20 protein-coding genes and 1 pseudogene are annotated in these 18,682 nt (G+C 71.1%); 18 read left to right on the top strand and 3 right to left on the bottom strand.

The window, feature by feature from the left end; genetic code table 11:
- Positions 1-9: 9 nt before the first annotated feature.
- The 5 genes from JKJ07_RS45105 to JKJ07_RS45085 are packed head-to-tail and all read left to right on the top strand — an operon-like array spanning position 10 to position 6,008.
- Positions 10-1,533, top strand: a complete 1,524-nt coding sequence (locus JKJ07_RS45105; RefSeq protein WP_202998242.1) for a DUF4153 domain-containing protein — start codon at positions 10-12, stop codon at positions 1,531-1,533.
- Positions 1,534-1,563: 30 nt separating this feature from the next.
- Entirely contained in the window at positions 1,564-1,980 is a 417-nt protein-coding gene (locus JKJ07_RS45100; RefSeq protein ID WP_202998241.1) for a hypothetical protein, read from the top strand.
- On the top strand, positions 1,977-3,602 hold the full coding sequence (locus JKJ07_RS45095; protein WP_202998240.1) for a sodium/solute symporter: 1,626 nt from the start codon (positions 1,977-1,979) through the stop codon (positions 3,600-3,602). Before JKJ07_RS45100 ends, JKJ07_RS45095 begins: the two co-directional genes overlap by 4 nt.
- 52 nt (positions 3,603-3,654) lie before the next feature.
- The gene (locus JKJ07_RS45090) at positions 3,655-4,434 is read left to right on the top strand and encodes an ABC transporter ATP-binding protein (RefSeq protein WP_202998239.1); all 780 of its coding nucleotides are present in this window, start codon (positions 3,655-3,657) and stop codon (positions 4,432-4,434) included.
- 35 nt (positions 4,435-4,469) lie between these two features.
- The gene (locus tag JKJ07_RS45085; RefSeq protein ID WP_236031176.1) at positions 4,470-6,008 is read left to right on the top strand and encodes an ABC transporter permease; all 1,539 of its coding nucleotides are present in this window, start codon (positions 4,470-4,472) and stop codon (positions 6,006-6,008) included.
- On the opposite strand, the gene JKJ07_RS45080 is transcribed toward JKJ07_RS45085, so the two are convergent.
- The gene (locus JKJ07_RS45080; RefSeq protein WP_202998238.1) at positions 5,995-6,222 is read right to left on the bottom strand and encodes a hypothetical protein; all 228 of its coding nucleotides are present in this window, start codon (positions 6,220-6,222) and stop codon (positions 5,995-5,997) included. The two genes, JKJ07_RS45085 and JKJ07_RS45080, sit on opposite strands and share 14 nt — an antisense overlap.
- Positions 6,223-6,315: 93 nt before the next feature.
- On the bottom strand, positions 6,316-6,549 hold the full coding sequence (locus JKJ07_RS45075) for a hypothetical protein (RefSeq protein WP_307834774.1): 234 nt from the start codon (positions 6,547-6,549) through the stop codon (positions 6,316-6,318).
- A gap of 96 nt (positions 6,550-6,645) precedes the next feature.
- Between JKJ07_RS45075 and JKJ07_RS45070 the strand changes: the two are divergent.
- The 9 genes and pseudogenes from JKJ07_RS45070 to JKJ07_RS45030 all read left to right on the top strand — a co-directional run.
- Positions 6,646-7,146, top strand: a pseudogene (locus tag JKJ07_RS45070) (flavin reductase family protein); the annotation flags it as partial.
- Positions 7,147-7,272: 126 nt separating this feature from the next.
- Positions 7,273-7,644 (top strand): DUF485 domain-containing protein, encoded by a 372-nt coding sequence (locus tag JKJ07_RS45065; RefSeq protein WP_202998237.1) that lies wholly within the window; start codon positions 7,273-7,275, stop codon positions 7,642-7,644.
- Positions 7,644-9,317: a monocarboxylic acid transporter gene (locus JKJ07_RS45060; protein ID WP_202998236.1), complete on the top strand. Its 1,674-nt coding sequence runs from the start codon at positions 7,644-7,646 to the stop codon at positions 9,315-9,317. The genes JKJ07_RS45065 and JKJ07_RS45060 overlap by 1 nt, the downstream gene beginning before the upstream one ends.
- 131 nt (positions 9,318-9,448) lie before the next feature.
- The gene (locus tag JKJ07_RS45055) at positions 9,449-10,675 is read left to right on the top strand and encodes an LCP family protein (RefSeq protein ID WP_202998235.1); all 1,227 of its coding nucleotides are present in this window, start codon (positions 9,449-9,451) and stop codon (positions 10,673-10,675) included.
- A 19-nt stretch (positions 10,676-10,694) separates the two neighbouring features.
- Entirely contained in the window at positions 10,695-11,030 is a 336-nt protein-coding gene (locus tag JKJ07_RS45050; RefSeq protein WP_184954421.1) for a rhodanese-like domain-containing protein, read from the top strand.
- The gene (locus JKJ07_RS45045) at positions 11,027-11,818 is read left to right on the top strand and encodes a glycerophosphodiester phosphodiesterase (RefSeq protein ID WP_202998234.1); all 792 of its coding nucleotides are present in this window, start codon (positions 11,027-11,029) and stop codon (positions 11,816-11,818) included. The genes JKJ07_RS45050 and JKJ07_RS45045 overlap by 4 nt, the downstream gene beginning before the upstream one ends.
- Before the next feature lie 46 nt (positions 11,819-11,864).
- The gene (locus JKJ07_RS45040) at positions 11,865-13,058 is read left to right on the top strand and encodes a sensor histidine kinase (protein WP_202998233.1); all 1,194 of its coding nucleotides are present in this window, start codon (positions 11,865-11,867) and stop codon (positions 13,056-13,058) included.
- A 50-nt stretch (positions 13,059-13,108) separates the two neighbouring features.
- The gene (locus JKJ07_RS45035) at positions 13,109-13,987 is read left to right on the top strand and encodes a DUF5926 family protein (protein WP_202998232.1); all 879 of its coding nucleotides are present in this window, start codon (positions 13,109-13,111) and stop codon (positions 13,985-13,987) included.
- Positions 13,984-14,718, top strand: a complete 735-nt coding sequence (locus tag JKJ07_RS45030; protein ID WP_202998231.1) for a glycoside hydrolase family 16 protein — start codon at positions 13,984-13,986, stop codon at positions 14,716-14,718. Before JKJ07_RS45035 ends, JKJ07_RS45030 begins: the two co-directional genes overlap by 4 nt.
- Here JKJ07_RS45030 and JKJ07_RS45025 read toward each other — a convergent pair.
- Complete coding sequence (locus JKJ07_RS45025) at positions 14,698-15,906, bottom strand: arginine deiminase (protein WP_202998230.1); 1,209 nt, start codon at positions 15,904-15,906, stop codon at positions 14,698-14,700. The genes JKJ07_RS45030 and JKJ07_RS45025 overlap by 21 nt on opposite strands.
- Before the next feature lie 311 nt (positions 15,907-16,217).
- On the opposite strand from JKJ07_RS45025, the gene JKJ07_RS45020 reads away from it, so the two are divergent.
- The 4 genes from JKJ07_RS45020 (at position 16,218) to JKJ07_RS45005 (ending at position 18,668) form a co-directional block, all read left to right on the top strand.
- Entirely contained in the window at positions 16,218-16,955 is a 738-nt protein-coding gene (locus JKJ07_RS45020) for a hypothetical protein (protein WP_202998229.1), read from the top strand.
- Positions 16,956-17,060: 105 nt separating this feature from the next.
- The gene (locus JKJ07_RS45015; RefSeq protein WP_202998228.1) at positions 17,061-17,522 is read left to right on the top strand and encodes a PAS domain-containing protein; all 462 of its coding nucleotides are present in this window, start codon (positions 17,061-17,063) and stop codon (positions 17,520-17,522) included.
- A gap of 113 nt (positions 17,523-17,635) precedes the next feature.
- A complete protein-coding gene (locus JKJ07_RS45010; protein ID WP_202998227.1) occupies positions 17,636-18,025 on the top strand; it encodes an ACT domain-containing protein in 390 nt (129 codons plus the stop codon).
- Between the two features lie 40 nt (positions 18,026-18,065).
- Positions 18,066-18,668, top strand: a complete 603-nt coding sequence (locus JKJ07_RS45005; protein WP_202998226.1) for a hypothetical protein — start codon at positions 18,066-18,068, stop codon at positions 18,666-18,668.
- The last annotated feature ends 14 nt before the right edge of the window (positions 18,669-18,682 follow it).

Genomic DNA, 18,682 nt, shown 5'->3' with positions numbered 1-18,682 from the left:
AGAGTTGTCATGACGGTAGCCCCTGCCCAAAAAACGACGCCGCCGCCGCTGCACGGGCCCTGGCCGGCCCCCTCGGCCTGGGGGAAGAGCTGGATCGGCCCGGCCCGCCCGGCTTCGCTGCTCACGATCGCGGCCGTGGCCGGAGCCGCCGTCGTGGCCGCGCTCAGCCTTCCGCTCGACAGCACCGGCATCGGCTGGCTGATCACCGCGATCGCCGCCGTGGCCGCGGTGTCGGTGGCCGGCGTCGCGAAGCCCACGAAGGGCCCGAAGCCGCTGGTCCACCGGCCGATCCCGGCGTTGCGGGCCGAGCAGTTCGGCTGGGCCGCGGCCACCGTGGCCCTGCTCGCCGTGGGCACTTTCCGCTCGGCGGGTTGGTTGTTCGCCCTGTGCGTGGTGGTCTCGACCCTGACCGCGACGCTGGCCCTGATCGGCGGCCGCTCGATGCGCAGCATCTTCGTGGCGTACGCGATCCCGGTGGCCGCCGCCTTCCGCGCGGTGCCGTGGCTCGCCCACGGCCTGTCCCGGCCGAACAAGGGCGTCCGCATCGTCGCCACCGCCGGAGTCTCGGTGGGCCTGCTCCTCGCTTTCGGCGGGCTGCTGATCTCGGCCGACAGCACCTTCGCGAACGCGCTCGAACGGCTCGTTCCCGACCTGGGCGTCGACACGATCTTCCGGTGGGTCTTCGTCGGCGGCTTCGTGGCGATGGGCGTCGGCGGGGCCGCGTTCCTGCGGGTCGCGCCGCCCGACATCTCCCGGCTCGACCGCACCGAGGGCCGCAAGGTGCACCGCTGGGAATGGGCCGTCCCGCTCGGCCTGCTGACCGTCCTCTTCGGCCTGTTCGTCGCCGTGCAGGCGGTCACCCTGTTCCGGGGCGACTTCGGCGTGCAGGAGTACGCCGACGAGGCCCGCAGCGGGTTCTGGCAGCTCAGCTGGGTCGTCGGCCTGACCTTGGTGGTGCTCGCGGGTGCGGCCCGGTGGGCGCCGCGGGCCACGCCGGCCGACCGTCTGCTGATCCGCGTCATCCTCGGCGCGCTGACCGCCCTGACCCTGGTGATCGCCGCCACCGCGATCCACCGGATCGTCCTCTACACCGCCGAATACGGCCTGACCCGGCTGCGCCTGCTGGTCTTCTGCTGCGAGCTGTGGTTCGTGTTCGTGCTGCTCCTGGTCTTGATCGCGGGCCGCCGGATCCGGGCCGCGTGGCTGCCCCGGGTGGCCGTCGCGGCCGGTGTGGCCGCCCTGCTCGGCCTGGCCGTGGCCAACCCGGACGGCATGATCGCCGAGCGCAACCTGCGGCCGTCAGGCGACCGTGCGATCGATCTGAGCTATCTCGGCGACCTCTCGCCCGACGCCGTGCCCGCGCTGACCGAGAGCGACCGGCTGACCAACACGCAGCTCATCTGCGTGCTGGGGCGGATGAACACCGGTCCGATGACCATGGCCGACGACTGGCGCAGCTGGAGCGTCGGCCTGGCCCGGGCGCGCGTCCTGATCTCCACCCACGGCAACCCCACATACGACTGCACCCCTTGACATCCGGCCGTCGGCGGCCAGACTCCGGGCATGGCCGCCGACGACGACGTCAAAGCAAAGACAGACGTCAACCCAGAAAGACCAGCCCGTACGCGGGTGGTGCTGGGCGAGGCGGCGGCCCGCAGACGCCCCGCCGACCGGGCCGGCACCGACCTCGCCGAGCAGACACCCATCGGTGAGGCCCTGGTCAAGGGCTTGATGCGGGCCCAACTGGCGCTCGCGTTGCGGCTCGCGCTGGTGGTGGTGACCGGTCTGGGCGCGCTCCCGCTGCTGTTCGCGGTGGCCCCGGGGGTGGGCGGCGTCAAGCTGTTCGGCATCTATCTGCCCTGGCTGCTGCTCGGCCTGTTGTCGTTCCCGTTCCTGATCGGCGTCGGCTGGGCCTACGTGCGCTGGGCGGAACGCAACGAGCAGGATTTCGTCGCGCTGATCCGCCGGCCCGAGCAGTGATGAACCCGTACCTCGTCCCGGGTCTGATCGTCGTGGTGCTGGTGACGGTCGGCATCGGCGTCTACGGCCTGCGGTTCGCCCGCACCACCTCGGATTTCCTGGTCGCGTCGCGCTCGGTCAGCCCGGCCTGGAACGCCGCGGCGATCAGCGGCGAATATCTCTCGGCGGCCTCGTTCCTCGGGGTGGCCGGGCTGATCCTGCGCTACGGCGTCGACGTGCTCTGGTATCCGGTGGGTTTCGCCGCCGGCTATCTGGCCCTGCTGCTGTTCGTGGCCGCGCCGCTGCGCCGGTCGGGCGCCTTCACGCTGCCCGATTTCTGTGAGGTACGCCTCGGTTCACCCCTGCTGCGCCGTTTGGCGAGCGTGTTCGTGGTCTTCATCGGCTGCCTCTACCTCGTGCCGCAGTTGCAGGGGGCCGGGCTCACGTTCACCACGGTCACCGGCGGCTCGTACGCCTGGGGCGCCCTGCTCGTCGGCGTTGTGGTGACCGCCAACGTGGCCCTGGGCGGCATGCGCGCGATCACCTTCGTGCAGGCCTTCCAGTATTGGCTCAAGCTGACCGCGCTGGCCGTCCCGGTGATCTTCCTGGCGCTGCAGTGGCAGTCCGACGGCCGCCCGGCGGTCACGCCCCAGCCCGGAGCGACATTCCCGGTGGCCACCACGGTCGTGCTCGAGCAGGACGCGGTGGTCGACGGCGTCCCCCTGGAGAAGGGCCAGCAGCTCAGTTACGACGCCGGCGCCCCGGTGCCCAAGGTGAGCACTGTGGACGCGAACTTCGGCGCGGACTGGCTGCGTCCCGGCGGCGACGGCAGCCTGTTCGCGACGTATTCGCTGATCCTGGCCACATTTCTGGGCACGATGGGCCTGCCGCATGTGCTCGTCCGGTTCTATACCAACCCCGACGGCGCGTCCGCCCGGCGCACCACGTTGGTGGTCCTCGGTCTGGTCGGCACCTTTTATCTCCTTCCCACCCTGTACGGGGTTCTCGGGCGCATCTATACCCCGCAGCTGCTGATGACCGGTCGCACCGACGCCGTGGTGCTGCTGCTGCCCGAGGCCGCGCTCGGCGGCGGTCATCTCGGCCAGCTGCTCGGCGCCCTGGTCACCGCGGGCGCCCTGGCCGCCTTCCTCTCCACCTCGTCGGGCCTGTTGACCAGCGTGGCCGGGGTGGTCTTCACCGACGTGCTGCGGGCCGGGCGGGGCGGCTCGATCCGCGACTTCCGGCTGGCCACCGTGCTCGCCGCGTCGGTGCCGGTGCTGCTCTCGCTGTACGTCTCCAACATGGACGTCTCGCGCGTGGTCGGCCTGGCCTTCGCGGTCGCCGCCTCCAGCTTCTGCCCGCTGCTGGTGCTCGGCATCTGGTGGCGGCGGCTGACCGACGTCGGCGCGGTGGCCGGGGTGCTGGCCGGCGGGGGCGCCTCGATGGCGGCGGTCCTGATCACCGTGCTCGGCCCGCCCCTCGACGGCTGGCTCGCCGACGCCGTGGGCCAGCCCGCCGCGTGGACCGTTCCGCTGGCGTTCATCGTCATGATCAGCGGCTCGCTGCTGACCAGCAAACGGGTCCCCCGCGACGTCGGCGCGACCATGCTGCGGCTGCACGCGCCCGAGACGCTGCGGGCCTGAAGGCGCCTGATTGCGCTGTTCAAGCCCCACGGGCAGCCGATAGGTTGCACGCATGACGGTGCCGGCTCCACGCGAGGGGGACCAGGCCGCGGCGATGTCGCTCCGCGGGTTGGTCAAGCGATTCGACACCAAGCTGGCGGTCTCCGAGGTCAGCCTCGAGGTGCCCGCCGGCTCCTTCTACGGGTTGCTCGGGCCCAACGGCGCGGGCAAAACCACGACGCTGTCGATGGCCGTCGGCCTGCTGCGGCCCGACGCCGGTCAGGCCGTGCTGCTGGGGTCGGACGTGTGGGCCGATCCGGCCGCGGCCAAGGCCCGGCTCGGGGTGCTGCCCGACGGCGTGCGCCTCTTCGACCGGCTCACGGGCCCCGAGCTGCTGGCCTATCACGGCCTGCTCCGCGGGATGGAGGCGGCGACCGTCGACCAGCGTGCCCGCGAGCTGCTCGACGTGCTCGAGCTCGGCCCCGGCAACCGCACGCTGGTCGTCGACTACTCGGCCGGCATGCGTAAGAAGATCGGGCTCGCCTGCGCGCTGCTGCACGCGCCGCGCCTGCTGGTGCTGGACGAGCCGTTCGAGGCCGTCGACCCGGTCTCGGCCGCCCGCATCCGCGACATCCTGCAGCGCTACGTGGCCGGGGGCGGCACGGTGATCTTCTCGAGTCACGTGATGGAGGTCGTCGAGCGGCTCTGCTCGCACGTGGCGATCCTCTCCGACGGGGTGCTGCGCCTGCACGGCACGCTCGACGCGGTGCGGGGTGACCGGTCGCTGGAAGAGGTCTTCGTGCAGGTCGTCGGCGGCCGGGTCAGCACCGGCTCGGAGCTCGCGTGGCTGTGAGCGCCGGCACGTTTGTCCGGCTCAAGCTGCGACTCATGGTCAACGGCATGCGCGGCCGCCCGTCCCGGGTCGCGCTGTTCGTCCTCGGCGCGGTGATGGCCGGGTTCTTCGCCATCGCGGGCTATGCGCTCTTCGCCATCCCCGGGGTGGCCGGCGACGAGCGGGTGGCCGGACTGATGCTGCAGCTCGGCGGCGCGGCCCTGGTCGTGGGGTGGCTGCTGCTCCCGCTGATCTTCTTCGGGGTCGACGAGTCGCTCGACCCGGCCCGGTTCGCGCTGTTCCCGCTGCGGCGCCGCACCCTGATCACCGGCCTGTTCGCGGCCGCGCTGGCCGGCCTGCCCGCGCTGTCCACACTGGCCGCCACGGCCGGCATGGTCAACACGGTGGCCGACCTGGGCGGCGCGCTCGCGGCCATGGTCCAGCTGGTCGGCATTCTCGGCGGCCTGCTCGTCTGCGTCGCCGTGAGCCGCGCGGTGACCAGCGCGTTCGCCACCGCCCTGCGCTCGCGCCGGTCGCGCGACCTGGCCGTGGTGCTGTTCGCCGTGCTGGCCGCGCTGCTCGGGCCGCTGCAACTGGCACTGCTGGCCGGGGCCGAGCGCGCCGACTGGAACGCGTTCGCCGTGCTGGCCGACGTGCTGGGCTGGACCCCGCTGGCCGCCCCCTACGCGATGGGCATGGACGTGGTCGAGGGCCGCCTCTGGGCCGTACCGCTGCGGCTTTTGATCGTCGCCGCCACGATCGCCGGGCTGCTCAGATGGTGGGGCGCGACGCTGGAGAGCGCGATGGTCGGCACCGAGGGCGGCCGGCGCGCGGGCAGCAACGAGGAGATCACCTCGCCGACCGGTCTGCTGCTGGGCCGCCGGCTGCCGCGCACCCGGTTCGGCGCGCTGGTGGCCCGCGAGAGCCGGTACTGGTGGCGCGAGACCCGGCGCCGGGCCGCGCTGATCACGTTCACCGTGGCCGGGCTCTTCCTGCCGCTGTCGCTCACGGTGAGCGGCGGGCCGGCCGGGCCGATGACGGTCTTCGTGGGGGCGATCGCGGCGATCGCGCTGGCCAACCAGTTCGGGTACGAGGGCAGCGCGTACGCGGCCAATCTGACCGCCGGGGTGCCGGGGCGGGTCGAGATCCACTCCCGGGCCACGGCCCACGCGTTATTCGTGCTGCCGCTGTTGCTGCTGGTCGCCGTCGTGGTGGGCGCGGTGTCGGCCCGGCCCGAGCGGATCGCCGGCGATCTCGGGCTGTTGCTGGCCACGTACGGCGTGGGTCTGGGCTTCGTGCTGCCGATGTCGGTCCGCGCGGCCTATCCGCTGCCCGAGTCGACCAGCCCGTTCGCCGTCTCGTCGGGCGGCGGGATGGCCAAGGGCCTGCTCACGATCGCCGTCATGATCGGCACCCTGGTCGCCACCGCGCCGCTGCAGATCCTGGCGTACACGCTGGGCGGCGTGTGGCTGTGGATCGGACTGCCCGCGGGTGCGGCGTTCGGCTGCGCGGGCTATCTGATCGGCTCGGCAGTGGCCGCCGACTGGCTCGATCGGCGGTCGCCCGAGCTGCTGGCCGCCGTCACCGCTTCTTGACCAGCCCGTCCTTTTTCACAAAGATCACGCGGCGCTCCAGGGCGTCGCCGGACGGGCCGAGCACATAGCCGTCGAGCCACAACCACCCGTCGTACGTGATACGCGGGTCGACCCGGATGACCCGGAAGGTGAGCGCCCGGTCGCCCTGGAACTGCACGCTGGCCGCGCCACCCACGAAGAGCACGTCGCCGGGTTTCGGCAACGGCTCGGCCATCCGCCTGTCCCCCATGTCGCTTCATACGTCCGCGATGACGAAGGGGATTACGCTACCGAGGAATCGTTCGGGCCCCCATGCCCCGAACGCGTCTCACCCGTTGGCCGGATGGAGGCCCTCCCGCCGGACGAAAACACGGCGGCGCTGCACCGCGGAGCCGTCGGCCCCGAGCACATAGCCCTCGAGCCACAACCACCCGTCGTACGTGCTGCGCTGGTCGACCCGGATCAGCCGGAAGGTCAGGGCCCGATCGCCGGCGAACTGCACGCTCGCCTCGTCGCCGATGTGCAGCACCTCGCCGGGTTCCAGCTGCACTTGCTGACGCACGGACGACCCCCTCCGCACAGAAGATAGTTGTTGATCAATCAAGAGGGATAGCTATGTGCACCTTCTGTAACCAAAGTGAGAATGGTGTCCGTGACGATTCATTCGACCGATCCCTTCGCCACACCCGACGAGGAGAAGTCCCCGGTCCGGCGGTTGCGCGGGCGCCTGGCCGCCCCCGTCACGCTCTGGACCGCCGCCGGGCCGGCCGGGCTCACCGTGTCGTCGACGCTGGTCGCCGACGGTGACCCCGGCCGCGTGCTCGGACTGATCGACGACGAGAGCGACTTCTGGGCGGCGGCCGAGCGCAGCGGCCGGTTCGCGGTGGTCACCCTGACCCCGGCCGACCGGCAGCTGGCCGACCGGTTCGCCGGGCTGATGCCCGCGCCGGGCGGCCTGTTCGCCGGCGACGACTGGGCCGACACCGCGTACGGCCCGGTGCCCGCGGGCGCGCGGACGTGGGCGGGCTGCCGGCTCGAGTCCTCCCGGGTCGCCGGCTGGGCGTTGCTGGTCGAGGCGGTGATCGAGACGGTCGAGGCCGGGCCGCCGGCCGATCCCCTGATCCACTATCGCGGTCGATATCGCACGCTGGGCGGTTGACCGCCGCCCCGCTCACCGCAGTCAGACCGCCACTCGGCGCAAGGGCCGACCGGTCGCTCTCGGGCGCCCGGAGTTCTTCATAGGTTGCCGGAAAGTCCGCCCTCACCCCGAAGGTGGTGAACCCCGGTGACTACCGAAGTGCCCTCGTCCTCCACCGAGAGGTATCGGGCCGTCCAAGACTCCGAGGAATTCGGCCGGCTGCGTCATGCCGTACGCAGTTTCGTCTTCCCGATGACGGTCGCGTTCTTCCTCTGGTACGCCCTCTATGTCCTGCTCTCCGCGTACGCCCGCGGCTTCATGGGCGCCAAGATCGTCGGCAACATCAACGTCGCGCTGGTCTTCGGCCTGCTCCAGTTCGTGTCCACGTTCCTGATCGCCTGGTACTACTCGCGCTACGCGGCTCGCAAGATCGACCCGCTGGCCGAGAAGATCCACGCCGACCTCTCCGCCGACTCCTCCTCCACCACCGCCTCCGACGTGAAGAAGGAAGGTGAGTGATGGAGCCGCATCTGTTCGCGGCCGAGGTCTCCACCTCGACCTCCCGCGGTCTCACGATCACGCTGTTCCTGGTCTTCGTGGCGATCACGCTGGCCATCACGATCTGGGCCAGCCGGCAGACCAAGACGGCCACCGACTTCTACGCCGGCGGCCGCCAGTTCTCCGGGTTCCAGAACGGCATGGCCATCGGCGGCGACTACATGTCGGCGGCGTCCTTCCTCGGCATCGCCGGCCTGATCGCCCTGTACGGCTATGACGGCTTCCTCTACTCCATCGGGTTCCTCGTCGCCTGGCTCGTCGCGCTGCTGCTGGTCGCCGAGTATCTGCGCAACTCGGGCCGCTACACGATGGCCGACGTGCTCGCCTTCCGGATGCGCCAGCGCCCGGTCCGTACGGCGGCCAGCGTCTCCACGATCGTGGTCTCGATCTTCTATCTGATCGCCCAGATGGTCGGCGCCGGCGCGCTCGTCTCGCTGCTGCTGGGCATCAAGCCCGGAGCCACGTTCCTCGGCATGGACGCGGACACTGCCAAGGTCGCCACGATCATCCTGGTCGGCGCCCTGATGATCGTCTACGTCATCGTCGGCGGCATGAAGGGCACCACGTACGTCCAGATCGTCAAGGCGTTCATGCTGATGACCGGCGCCCTGCTGATGACGATCCTGGTGCTCGCGCACTACAAGTTCAACCTGTCGCAGCTGCTCGGCGACGCCGCCGCGCAGTCGGGCAAGGGGGACGCCTTCCTCGAGCCGGGCCTGCGCTACGGCATCGAGTCGGCCAGCGCGTCGGCCACCTTCTACAGCAAGATGGACCTGCTCTCGCTGGGCATCGCGCTGGTGCTCGGCACGGCCGGCCTGCCGCACATCCTGACCCGCTTCTACACCGTGCCGACCAGCAAGATCGCCCGCAAGAGCGTGCTCTGGGCGATCGGCATCATCGGCACGTTCTACCTGTTCACCCTGGCCCTCGGCTTCGGCGCGGCGGCCCTGGTGGGCGGCGCGAACATCACCGCGCAGGACAAGGCGGGCAACACGGCGGCGCCGCAGCTGGCCCAGGCGCTCGGCGTCGACTATCTGGGCGGCGACACCGGCGGCGCGGTCCTGCTGGCCATCATCGCGGCGGTCGCGTTCGCCACGATCCTGGCCGTCGTGGCCGGCCTGACCCTGGCCTCGTCGTCGAGCCTCGCGCACGACTTCTACGCCAGCGTGATCAAGCGCGGCAACGCCAACGAGCGCGACGAGGTGCGGGTCGCCCGCATCTCGGCCCTGGTCATCGGCGCGGTCGCGATCGCGCTGTCGATCTTCGCGCAGAGCCTGAACGTGGCCTTCCTGGTCGCGCTCGCGTTCGCGGTGGCGGCCTCGGCCAACCTGCCGGCGATCCTCTACAGCCTGTTCTGGCGGCGCTTCAACACCTCGGGCGCGCTGTGGTCGATCTACGGCGGCCTGATCGCGGCCGTGGTCCTGGTGTTCTTCTCGCCGGTCGTCTCCGGCTCGGCCACCGCCATGTTCCCGGACAGCGACTGGCACTTCTTCCCGCTCTCCAACCCGGGCATCATCTCGATCCCGATCGGCTTCCTGTGCGGCTGGATCGGCACGGTGCTCTCGAAGGAGGACGACACCGCGAAGTACGCCGAGCTCGAGGTCCGGTCGCTCACGGGCCACGGCGCGCACTAAGTCTGGATTAATTCGACATGCGGGCCCGGCCGCCACCGGGCCCGCATTTCTCCTGCTGAGCGTTCTCCCGACTTCGTGCCGTGTCGGTTTGATGGCAGGGCGTTCGGGCGCCGGGTACGTAATCTAGTTTCATGTCAGCGCCTACGTCCCCTTACGGGAGTTCCGGTTCCGGTCGAGCCTCTGTCCCGTCGTCGGGCCGGGCCTCCGCCCGCCCTGCGGGTGCATACCGTGGCAACGCGTCGCCGCAGCGCGACAACTGGCCGCCCCGTGGCGCTGGCGGCGGAGGCGGCGGCACCCCTCCTCCGGGTGACCCCGGCCGCGGCACCTCTTATCGCGGCCGCCGGCCCAAGCCCAAGTGGGGGCGGATCGCCCTGCTGGCCGGTCTGGCCGTCCTGATCATCGCGATCATCGCGGGCATCTCGCTCTACGGCTACGCCTCGGGTCTCGACAAGGACCTCAAGCGCACCGACGCCTTCACCGGCATCAACGCCGACCGGCCGGCCAAGGCCATCGAGGGCGCGCAGAACATGCTGCTGGTGGGCAGCGACTCCCGCGACCCCGACTCGAAGGACGACGGCGCCGGCAAGTGGCGCGCCGACACGCTGATCCTCATGCACATCCCCGAGGACCACAAATCCGCGCAGCTCATCTCGATCCCGCGCGACCTCTGGGTGGTCATCCCCAAGAGCAACGAGGCCGAGTGCGGCGACGGCAGCCGGGCCAAGATCAACGCGGCCTTCGCGTTCGGCGGCCTGCCCCGCGCCGTGCACACGGTCGAGTGCCTGACCGACGTCAAGATCGACCACGTCATGGCGATCGACTTCGGCGGCTTCAAGGAGGTCACCGACGCGCTCGGCGGCGTTGACCTCAAGGTCGAGCAGACCGTCACGTCGATCCACAAGCCGTTCCGGGTGTTCAAGAAGGGCACCATGCACATGAACGGCGAGCAGGCCCTCGACTGGGTGCGGCAGCGCAAGCAGTTCGCCCGGGGTGACTTCGCCCGCATGCAGCACCAGCAGGAGTTCCTCAAGGCGATCATGGACAAGGCGGCCAGCAGCGGCACGATCACCAACCCGGCCAAGCTGAACTCGTTCCTCAAGGCGGTCACCGCGGCCGTCACGGTCGACAACGACTTCTCGCTGACCGACATGGCGGCCGAGATGCGCGGCGTCCGCGGCAACAACTTGACGTTCATCACCAGCCCCAACAAGGGCAGCGACACGATCGACGGCCAGTCCGTGGTGGTCTCGGACAAGGAGAAGGCGCTCGCCCTGTTCAAGGCGGTCGCGGCCGACGACATGGACACGTGGATGGCGGCGAACCTCAAGAAGGGGTCGGACGCCGCGGGCGGCAACTGATCCCCGTACGCTTGGGGTCGTGTTCGGACCCCAAGTACCCAGCGTGACCCCCGCCGAGGTCGGCGACGACGCTTATCTGCTCGACGTGCGCGAGCCCGACGAGTGGACGGCGGGGCACGCTCCCGGCGCCCACCACCTGCCGATGATGGAGATCCCGGCCCGCATGGCCGAGGTCCCGACCGATCGGGAGGTGGTGGTCGTCTGCCGTTCCGGCGGCCGCTCCGGCCAGGTCGTCTCCTATCTGATGGGCAACGGCTGGGACAACGTGCGCAACCTGGACGGCGGCATGCAGTCCTGGGCGTTCGCCGGCCGCGAGGTCGTCAGCGAGAACGGGCAGCAAGCACAAGTTCTGTGAGCGACTACCGCCCGCTCGTCTTCGCCCACCGCGGAGGCGCCGACGCGCTGCCCGAGCACACGCTCGCGGCGTACATGCGCGCTCTCGAGGAGGGCGTGGACGGGCTGGAGTGCGACGTCCGGCTCACCCGCGACGGTCACCTCGTCTGCGTGCACGACGGCAAGCTCGGCCGCACCAGCAACGGCCGCGGCCGGGTCAGCGCCAAGACGCTGGCCGAGCTCGACTCGCTCGACTTCGGCTCCTGGCATCCCGGCTATCCGGTCGACGAGGAGCCGCTGCCCGAGTTCTCCCGGCTGCTGACGCTCGACCGGCTGCTGGCTGCGGTGCGTGACAGCGGGCGACCGGTGAGGCTACTCATCGAGACCAAGCATCCGTCACGGTACGGAGCCGAGGTCGAGCGCCGGCTGGTCAAGCTGCTGCACCGTTACGGCCTCGACGAGCCGAAGCCGGACGATCCCGTCCAGGTGACCGTGATGTCGTTCGCCGCGCTGGCCCTGCGCCGGGTGCGGGCCCAGGCGCCGGCCCTGCCGACGGTCTATCTGATCGAGATCCTGCCGCCCGGGATCGGCCGGGGCCGCCTGCCGTTCGGCGCGCGGATCGCCGGGCCGGGTGCCGCGCTCGTGCGGTCCCGCCCGGGGCTGATCCCGGCCATCCGGGCCGCGGGCCACCAGGCGTACGTCTGGACCGTCAACAACCAGGCGGATCTCGACATGGTGCTCGAGCATCGGGTGGAGGGGGTCATCACCGACCGGCCCCGCTTCGTGCTCGACGCCCTGAGCGCTTTGTGACGTGGGACACTATCCCGCGCCGGAGAAGCGAGGCAGACTCGCAGACATGCCGGAGCACCCCGACTATCCCGCGCTGACGCGTGGGCAGATCGCGGTCCTCGACCGGATCAACGCCGGCGAGGCGGGGCTTCCCGTGCTGCAGCAGATCGTCCGCCTGGCTCAGGAGACGCTGGGCGGCCGCGGCGCCGGCTTCGCGGAATACGCGCCCGACCACGGCCGCATCGTCGCCGCCACCGGGGCCTGCACGCCCGCGCTGGGCCGCCGGGTCGATCGCGCCGACACCCGCCTGCGCGACGGCCGCACGCTGCTCATCCCGCTCGACTCGCTCAACGACGAGTTCGCCAAGCAGGTGCAGGGCGGCGACGTGCAGCGCATGCTGGGCGCGCGCTGCGAGGTCGGCGACACGATCGTGGGCTCGCTGCACGTCTATTTCGGCGAGGGCGACGACGAGCCCGGCCCCGAGCATCACGCCGTCCTCGAGCTGCTGGCGGGTTACGTCGGCCGGCTCTACGCGGCCCGCGACGGCCTCCCGGCGCACAGCGGCGAGCAGGTCCGCCGCCAGGAGAATCGCGATCTCTGGGTGGCGGTGACCAGCCACGAGCTGCGCACCCCGGTCACGGTGATCAAGGGGTACGCCGACACGCTGTCGAACCACTGGGACACGCTGGGCGACGTCGGCCGGCACGAGGCGGTGCGGATCATCAACACCCGCGCCGGCGAGCTGGCCCGGCTGGTCGACCGGCTGCTCTCGGCGGCCAGCGAGGACGGCGACGTCGGCGCCGCCCCGGCCGGCCCGTTCGACCTGACCGAGGCGCTGCGGGGCGCGGTCGAGGAGCTGCCGGCCGACCTCCGCCGCCGGATCGTGCTCGACAACCTGCCCGGTGAGCTGCCCAAGGCGTACGGGGAAAGGGATTCGATCGCGACGATCCTGACCGAGCTGGCCACCAATGCCGAGAAGCACTCGCCGCCGGGGTCGATCGTCGAGCTGTGCGCGGGGGCCGACGCCGAGACGCTGCGGTTCCGGCTGGCCGATCGGGGCGCGGGCATCCGGCCCGAGCACGTCGAGCGGGCCTTCGAGCGCTACTGGCAGGCCGAGGGCGGCGACCGGCGGCATCATCCGGGCGCCGGCCTGGGGCTCTATCTCGTTCGCAGGCTGGTCGAACGGCAGCACGGCTGGGTGTCGCTGCGTCCCCGCGAGGGCGGCGGCACCACGGCGGAGGTCCGTCTGCCGCGTGCTTGAGGCGGGGTGGTGTGTCCTTTTCGGGCCCGTCTCGCCTAGGCTGTCTCGCCGTGAGCAAGCGTCGCAACCAACGCCAGTCCGCACCCAAGCGCGAGAAGGTGCGGGACATCTTCGTGGCCCGGCCGTTCGAGGGCCTGGCCGACGAACCGGAGTGGATCGCGCTGCGCGAGCTGGTGCCCGCCGCCTCGGCGCCGCTGACCCTCCGGCCCGAGATCGTCGAGGAGTACGGGGACCGCTCGATCACCCTGTCGACCGTGCTGCCCATGGCCTGGCCGGCGATGACCCGGCAGGACGGGCGGGTCTTCATCGGCCTGCAGCGCCACGTGCAGTCGGGTGACGTCTCGCGCGACCTGGCGGTGGCGATCCTGAGCGCGCTGCAGACCAAGCCGGGCGACACGGTCTCCGTGCCGGCCCTGCCCGGTGAGGGCCCCCGCCTGCAGGACATTCTGGTCGACGGCCCGCTCGAGATCACCATGCACGAGAGCTTCGAGTACTGGCTGGACGCCGAGCAGGCCGAGGACGCGAACGTGAAGGCGTCACTCGAACGGGCGAACGCGTCGATCTATCCCACGCTGCGGCTGTCCGCGGGGCGGGCGGCGTACTGGTGCCGGGTCGCCCCCGACAAGGGTCACGTGCGCTGGGTGCTGCCCGACGCCGAGGATCGCGCGCTCGACACGCTGGCCCGCCTGTCCGCCGCGGGCGACCTGCGGCTGGGCGAGCAGACCAAGTTCGCCGGCATGTTCCGCGCGCACGGGCTGCTGGTGCCGGTGTGGGACATCCCGGGCGAGCCCGAGGGCGCCGACTGGGAGGCGCCGCTGGCCGACTTCGCCAAGCGTTACGCCGACACGCTCGCCGAGACCGGCCCGCTCGACGCGGACGCCCGGCGCGCCAAGCAAGGCCTGATCGGCCGCCAGCTGACGTTGCGATGATCGACGAACGGTTCGACTCGCAGGAGTTGGACCGGTCTGTCTGGGTGCCGTGGTATTTGCCCCATTGGAGCTCTCGCGCCGCCTCCGCCGCCACGTACGAGGTGGGCGGCGGGGAGCTGCGCCTGAGCATCCCTGTCGACCAGCCGTTGTGGGCCGAGGGCGTGCACGAGACGCCGCTGCGGGTGTCGGGCATCCAGAGCGCGAACTACTCCGGGCCGGTCGGCAGCACGATCGGCGGCCAGCCCTTCCTGCCCGAGCAGCGGGTGCTCGAGGAGCAGGGCGAATTCTGGGGCTACACGCCGGTTCAGGGCGACATCGAGATCCGCATGCGGGGCACGATCACGCCGCGCTCGATGATCGCCTTCTGGCTCTCCGGCATCGAGACCGCGCCCGAGCTGTCCGGTGAGATCTGCGTCATGGAGGTCTTCGGCTCGGCCCCGCAGGCGGTCGGGATGGGGTTGCACCGCTTCCGCGACCCGCGCCTGACCGAGGACTGGGAGGCGGTCACCCTGCCCATCGACGTGTCCGAGTTCCACACGTACGGGGTGAACTGGCGCCCCGGCTCGCTGGCGTTCTCGGTCGACGGCGAGGTGGTCAAGCGGGTCGGCCAAGCCCCCGACTATCCCGTCCAGCTCGAGATCGCCGTCTTCGACTTCCCCGACAAGGCCCACCTGGTCGACGGGCCCGTCCCCGTGCCCGAGCTGGTCGTCTCACACGTCCGCGGCTCGTAGCGGAACCCGTTCGATCGGGCAGCTCATGCAGCGCGGCCCGCCGCGGCCGCTGCCCAGCTCGGAGCCGCTGATCCGGACGACCTCGATGCCGGCCCGTTCGAGCTGGGCGTTGGTCTCGACGTTGCGCTCGTACGCGACGCACAGGCGCGGCGCGATGGCCAGCGTGTTGTTCCCGTCGTCCCACTGCTCGCGCTCGGCCGTGACCGGATCGAGCCCGGTGTCGATGATCCGCAGCCGGTCGATGCCCATCGCCTCGGCCGCCGCCTCCAGGAAGGGCCGCGGCCCCTGAGCGCGCGGCTCGCCGTCGGCGTCCGCGGTCACCGTGTACGCCCGTAGGGTGTCCGCGATGTTGGGATACATCACCACGGCGTCGACGTCGACCATCGTGCACACGGTGTCGAGGTGCATGGTGGCGCGTTCCTGGGCGATCGGCACGGCCAGGATGGTGCGGGCCAGCCCGGCCGCGAAGACCCGGCGGGCCAGCCGCTCGGCGCCGGCCGGGGTGGTGCGCTCGCCGACCCCGATCGCCAGCACCCCGGGCGCCAGCAGCAACACGTCCCCGCCCTCGAGCAGCTCGAGCGCGGGGTCGTAGAGCAGCTCGGTGCCGGCGAACCGCGGGTGGTAGCGATAGATGGCCCGGGTCAGGGTCGTCTCGCGGCTGCGGGCCGGCATGGCCAGGCTGGTCACCGCCACCTGGTCGCCCACCCAGACCGACGAGTCGCGGGTGAACAGCAGGTTGGGCAGCGGGTCGATGACGAAGTCGAGGCGGTCCATCATCTCGTAGACCAGGCCGCCCGGCCCCGGCTTGAGCTCCTCGTGGGCCAGCCCGGCCATCAGCACCCCGGCCAGCCGGCGCGGGTCCTGATCGGCGAGGTAGCGGCCCACACTGTCGCGCAGGGTGTCGCCCAGGCGGCGGTCGGCCAGCACGCCCGCGGTCAGCTCGGCCCGCGCGGCCTCGACGGCCAGCGTCTCGGCCAGCAGGTCACCCAGATAGAGGACCTCGACGTCGCGCTCGCGCAGGGCGGCCGCGAAGGCGTCATGTTCCTCTTGGGCTCGGCTCACCCAGGGAATACCATCGAAGAGCAGACTGTCGTTGTTCCGCGGGGTCAGCCTGGCCAGTTCCGGCCCCGGGCGGTGCAGCAGCACCGTTCGCAGCCGGCCCACCTCACTGTCGACGTTGTGCACCACGAGCCGACGTTAGCCCACTCGTCGATCTCTCGGCACCCGCCCGGCACTCCCCGCTACCGGCCGATGACGTTCTGCCTAGATCATGAGACATCTGTGCACGACCGCGACTCGCCGACTAACTTGGTCTTGAAACTTCTTTCGATCAGGGGACCAGGCGTCGTGATGCACCATCCGCAAAAAGCGCGATGCGTGAATGTCGCATTCACCCCCTCATTCCACTTTCTTGACACACCTACGTCTTGCTTCCGTATGGGGTCGAGCACTTACGGTAGTGAAAAGAGAGCCCGAAGGACCTTTTGCCGGAGGTCGCAGTGACTGTCTTCCCAGCACGCCCTGCTCTTCCCGTCCCACCGAACAGCCAGCGCGTCATCGATCGCCGTATGACCGAGACGCAGGCGCTCGAGGGCCCGGCCCGCCAGTCGCCCGCCGACTGGGCACGCCGGCGCCGCGCCGAGCGTGAAGCCCGCCGCCTCGAGGCCGCCGGTGCCCGCGCGCTGACTCGTCTCGACCGACTCGGACCCAACTGGCACATCGTGGATTGGCCGCGCACCGACGCGTTGGGCTACTACGAGCCCGACCCCGCCGACGACCGCGCCGGATTCCTGGCGATCGGCCCCGGCGGCGTCTACGCGGTGACCGTGGCCGACCACGGCCGCGCCCGCGTGCTCATCGCGGGTGACGTGGTGCAGATCAACGGAAAGCGCCCGCAATACATCGCGGAGGCCCGTCGCGAGGCCCGCCGGGCCAGCAAGGCGCTCTCCGCCGCGGTCGGCCTGGGTGTGCCGGTGACGCCGGTGCTCACCTTCGTCGGATCCGGCGTAATCAGCGTGCACGGCCTGCCCAAGGAAGTGCTCGTCGCCACCGACAAGGAACTCGATCGGCTGCTGATCGCCGGTGGTGCCCGCATCTCGCCGGCCACCGCGGGCAAGCTCTCGGCCGTGGCCAACCACCCCGCGACGTGGGCAAACGCGCCTTATCGGCCGGCCGGCGACTATCGCTGGCACGCCGACGGACAAACGGCCGCTGACAAGCGGACAGCACGCCGGTAACGTTCCTTCCGGTTGTAGTCGACGGCTTGGCCGCCGCGGCGGGTGCTCGGGTCACCGGGCGCGGCCGCGGCGCCGCCGTCGAGCGGCAAGAGCGAGGAGGACCGGGTGGCGCACGTCGAACTCTCACTCTCGGGAGCGTTCGTGCCCCAGGCGCGCACGCCGTCCGAGGCCGAGTTCGTCCCGAGCCTGGAGAGGTGGACGGCGACCGTGGCCGTCGCTCCCGAGCCGTGCCTGATCATCGACACGTCCACGGCGATCGTCGCGGTCTCGGTTTCCGGTGGCGAGCTGCTCGGCGTGGGCAAGCCGCCCGAGGTGATCGGCAAGCCGCTCGGCTCGGTGCTGCACCTGATCGACTTCACGGCGACGGCCGGCGAGCTCGAGGACTCGGACGCCGACAAGATCCCGCCGCTGCTGGCCCTGCGCACCGAGCGCCTCGCGCGCGGGCTGCTGCGGGTGCTGCCGGGCCCGGGCGAGACGCCGCTGACGGTCGACGCGATCGCCACCCCGCTGTTCGACAACGAGCGCGTGGCCGGCTCGATGACGTTCTTCTCCGCCGTGCGCTACTGAGAGCCGACGTGCGCTGCTGAGAGCCGAGCATTACGAGCACGTTTCGGGTTTGTGGTGTTTGACGCACCCCGCGGGCATTGGGCAACCCTGATCCCGAAACGTAGTCTGCCCTCATGCTCGATCTAGATCTGCTACCCGCGGAGTACGCGGTGTGCCGGCTTCCGGCCGGTTCGCCGATCCCTGCTTCGCTGAGCGGGGGTCCGGACGAGAAGAGTGTGATCTCGCTCAGCTGGGACGCCGACGAGTTCTCGATCATCTGCCCGGCCGACCGGGTGCCCCCGGGCGCGGAGGTCGACACCGCCTGGCGCTGCCTGCGGGTGGTCGGCCCGCTCGATCTCGCGCTGACCGGAGTGCTGGCGTCCCTGATCGGGCCGCTGGCCCAGGCGCGCGTCAACATCGTCACCTTTTCGACGTTTTCGACCGATTATCTGCTGGTGCCGACCGTGCGGCTCACCGAGGCGGTCGACACGCTCCTGGCGGCCGGCCACCGGATCGCGTCCTGACCCTGGTCACATCGGGCGTTCCGGGTCTTACCATGTGCGCGTGTCCCCCCGCACACCCCTGATCCTCGCCGCGCTGTCGGGCGCGGCCATGCTGCTGGGCGCGTGCGGCGAGCCGCCGCGGCCGCTGCCCACCTCCCCGCCGTACGCGACCCCCAGCGCGGGCCCGATCTCGATCGGCCCCTCGGACGGGCTCGGCCTGCCCACCGTGCCGACCACCACCTATCCGACGGGGCCGGCTTATCCGACGACACCGGCGTATCCGACCGGCGGTGTCACCACGCTCCCGCCGACGACAGCACCCGTCACCCCCACCGAGACGGTGTCGCCCACACCCCGGCCGTCACCCGCGCCCCGATGCCCGGCGCAGCCCACCGGCCCACAGATCCTGGCCCTGATCAAGGGGTATGCCGGCATCCCGGACAAGCCGATGCGGATCTACGAGGGCCCGTTCTGCTCGGGTCAGTGGTCGTTCGCCACCGTCGAGGTCACCGGCGAGGACGCCGACGATCTCGAACCGCTGATGGTGGTCGCGACCGGCGCCGGCGCCACGCTCACGCTGGTCGCCGCGGGCTCGGACGTCTGCGTGAGCCGGGTCGAGACCACCGCCCCTAGCGGGATTCGAGTGCTGGCCTGCGGCTTCTGAGGCGGCCCGGCCTA

This window comes from Paractinoplanes lichenicola, from assembly GCF_016785085.1.
GTDB classification, from domain to species: domain Bacteria; phylum Actinomycetota; class Actinomycetes; order Mycobacteriales; family Micromonosporaceae; genus Actinoplanes; species Actinoplanes lichenicola.
This window is presented reverse-complemented; position numbering and strand designations above follow the sequence as displayed.

What these genes read in the sequence shown, in the direction of transcription:
- JKJ07_RS45105 (WP_202998242.1), top strand. Translation starts at nt 10, where the DNA reads ATGACGGTAGCCCCTGCCCAAAAAACGACGCCGCCGCCGCTGCACGGG.
- JKJ07_RS45100 (WP_202998241.1), top strand. Translation starts at nt 1,564, where the DNA reads ATGGCCGCCGACGACGACGTCAAAGCAAAGACAGACGTCAACCCAGAA.
- JKJ07_RS45090 (WP_202998239.1), top strand. Translation starts at nt 3,655, where the DNA reads ATGACGGTGCCGGCTCCACGCGAGGGGGACCAGGCCGCGGCGATGTCG.
- JKJ07_RS45085 (WP_236031176.1), top strand. Translation starts at nt 4,470, where the DNA reads ATGGTCAACGGCATGCGCGGCCGCCCGTCCCGGGTCGCGCTGTTCGTC.
- JKJ07_RS45080 (WP_202998238.1), bottom strand. Translation starts at nt 6,222, where the DNA reads ATGGCCGAGCCGTTGCCGAAACCCGGCGACGTGCTCTTCGTGGGTGGC.
- JKJ07_RS45060 (WP_202998236.1), top strand. Translation starts at nt 7,644, where the DNA reads ATGGAGCCGCATCTGTTCGCGGCCGAGGTCTCCACCTCGACCTCCCGC.
- JKJ07_RS45055 (WP_202998235.1), top strand. Translation starts at nt 9,449, where the DNA reads ATGTCAGCGCCTACGTCCCCTTACGGGAGTTCCGGTTCCGGTCGAGCC.
- JKJ07_RS45040 (WP_202998233.1), top strand. Translation starts at nt 11,865, where the DNA reads ATGCCGGAGCACCCCGACTATCCCGCGCTGACGCGTGGGCAGATCGCG.
- JKJ07_RS45030 (WP_202998231.1), top strand. Translation starts at nt 13,984, where the DNA reads ATGATCGACGAACGGTTCGACTCGCAGGAGTTGGACCGGTCTGTCTGG.
- JKJ07_RS45010 (WP_202998227.1), top strand. Translation starts at nt 17,636, where the DNA reads ATGCTCGATCTAGATCTGCTACCCGCGGAGTACGCGGTGTGCCGGCTT.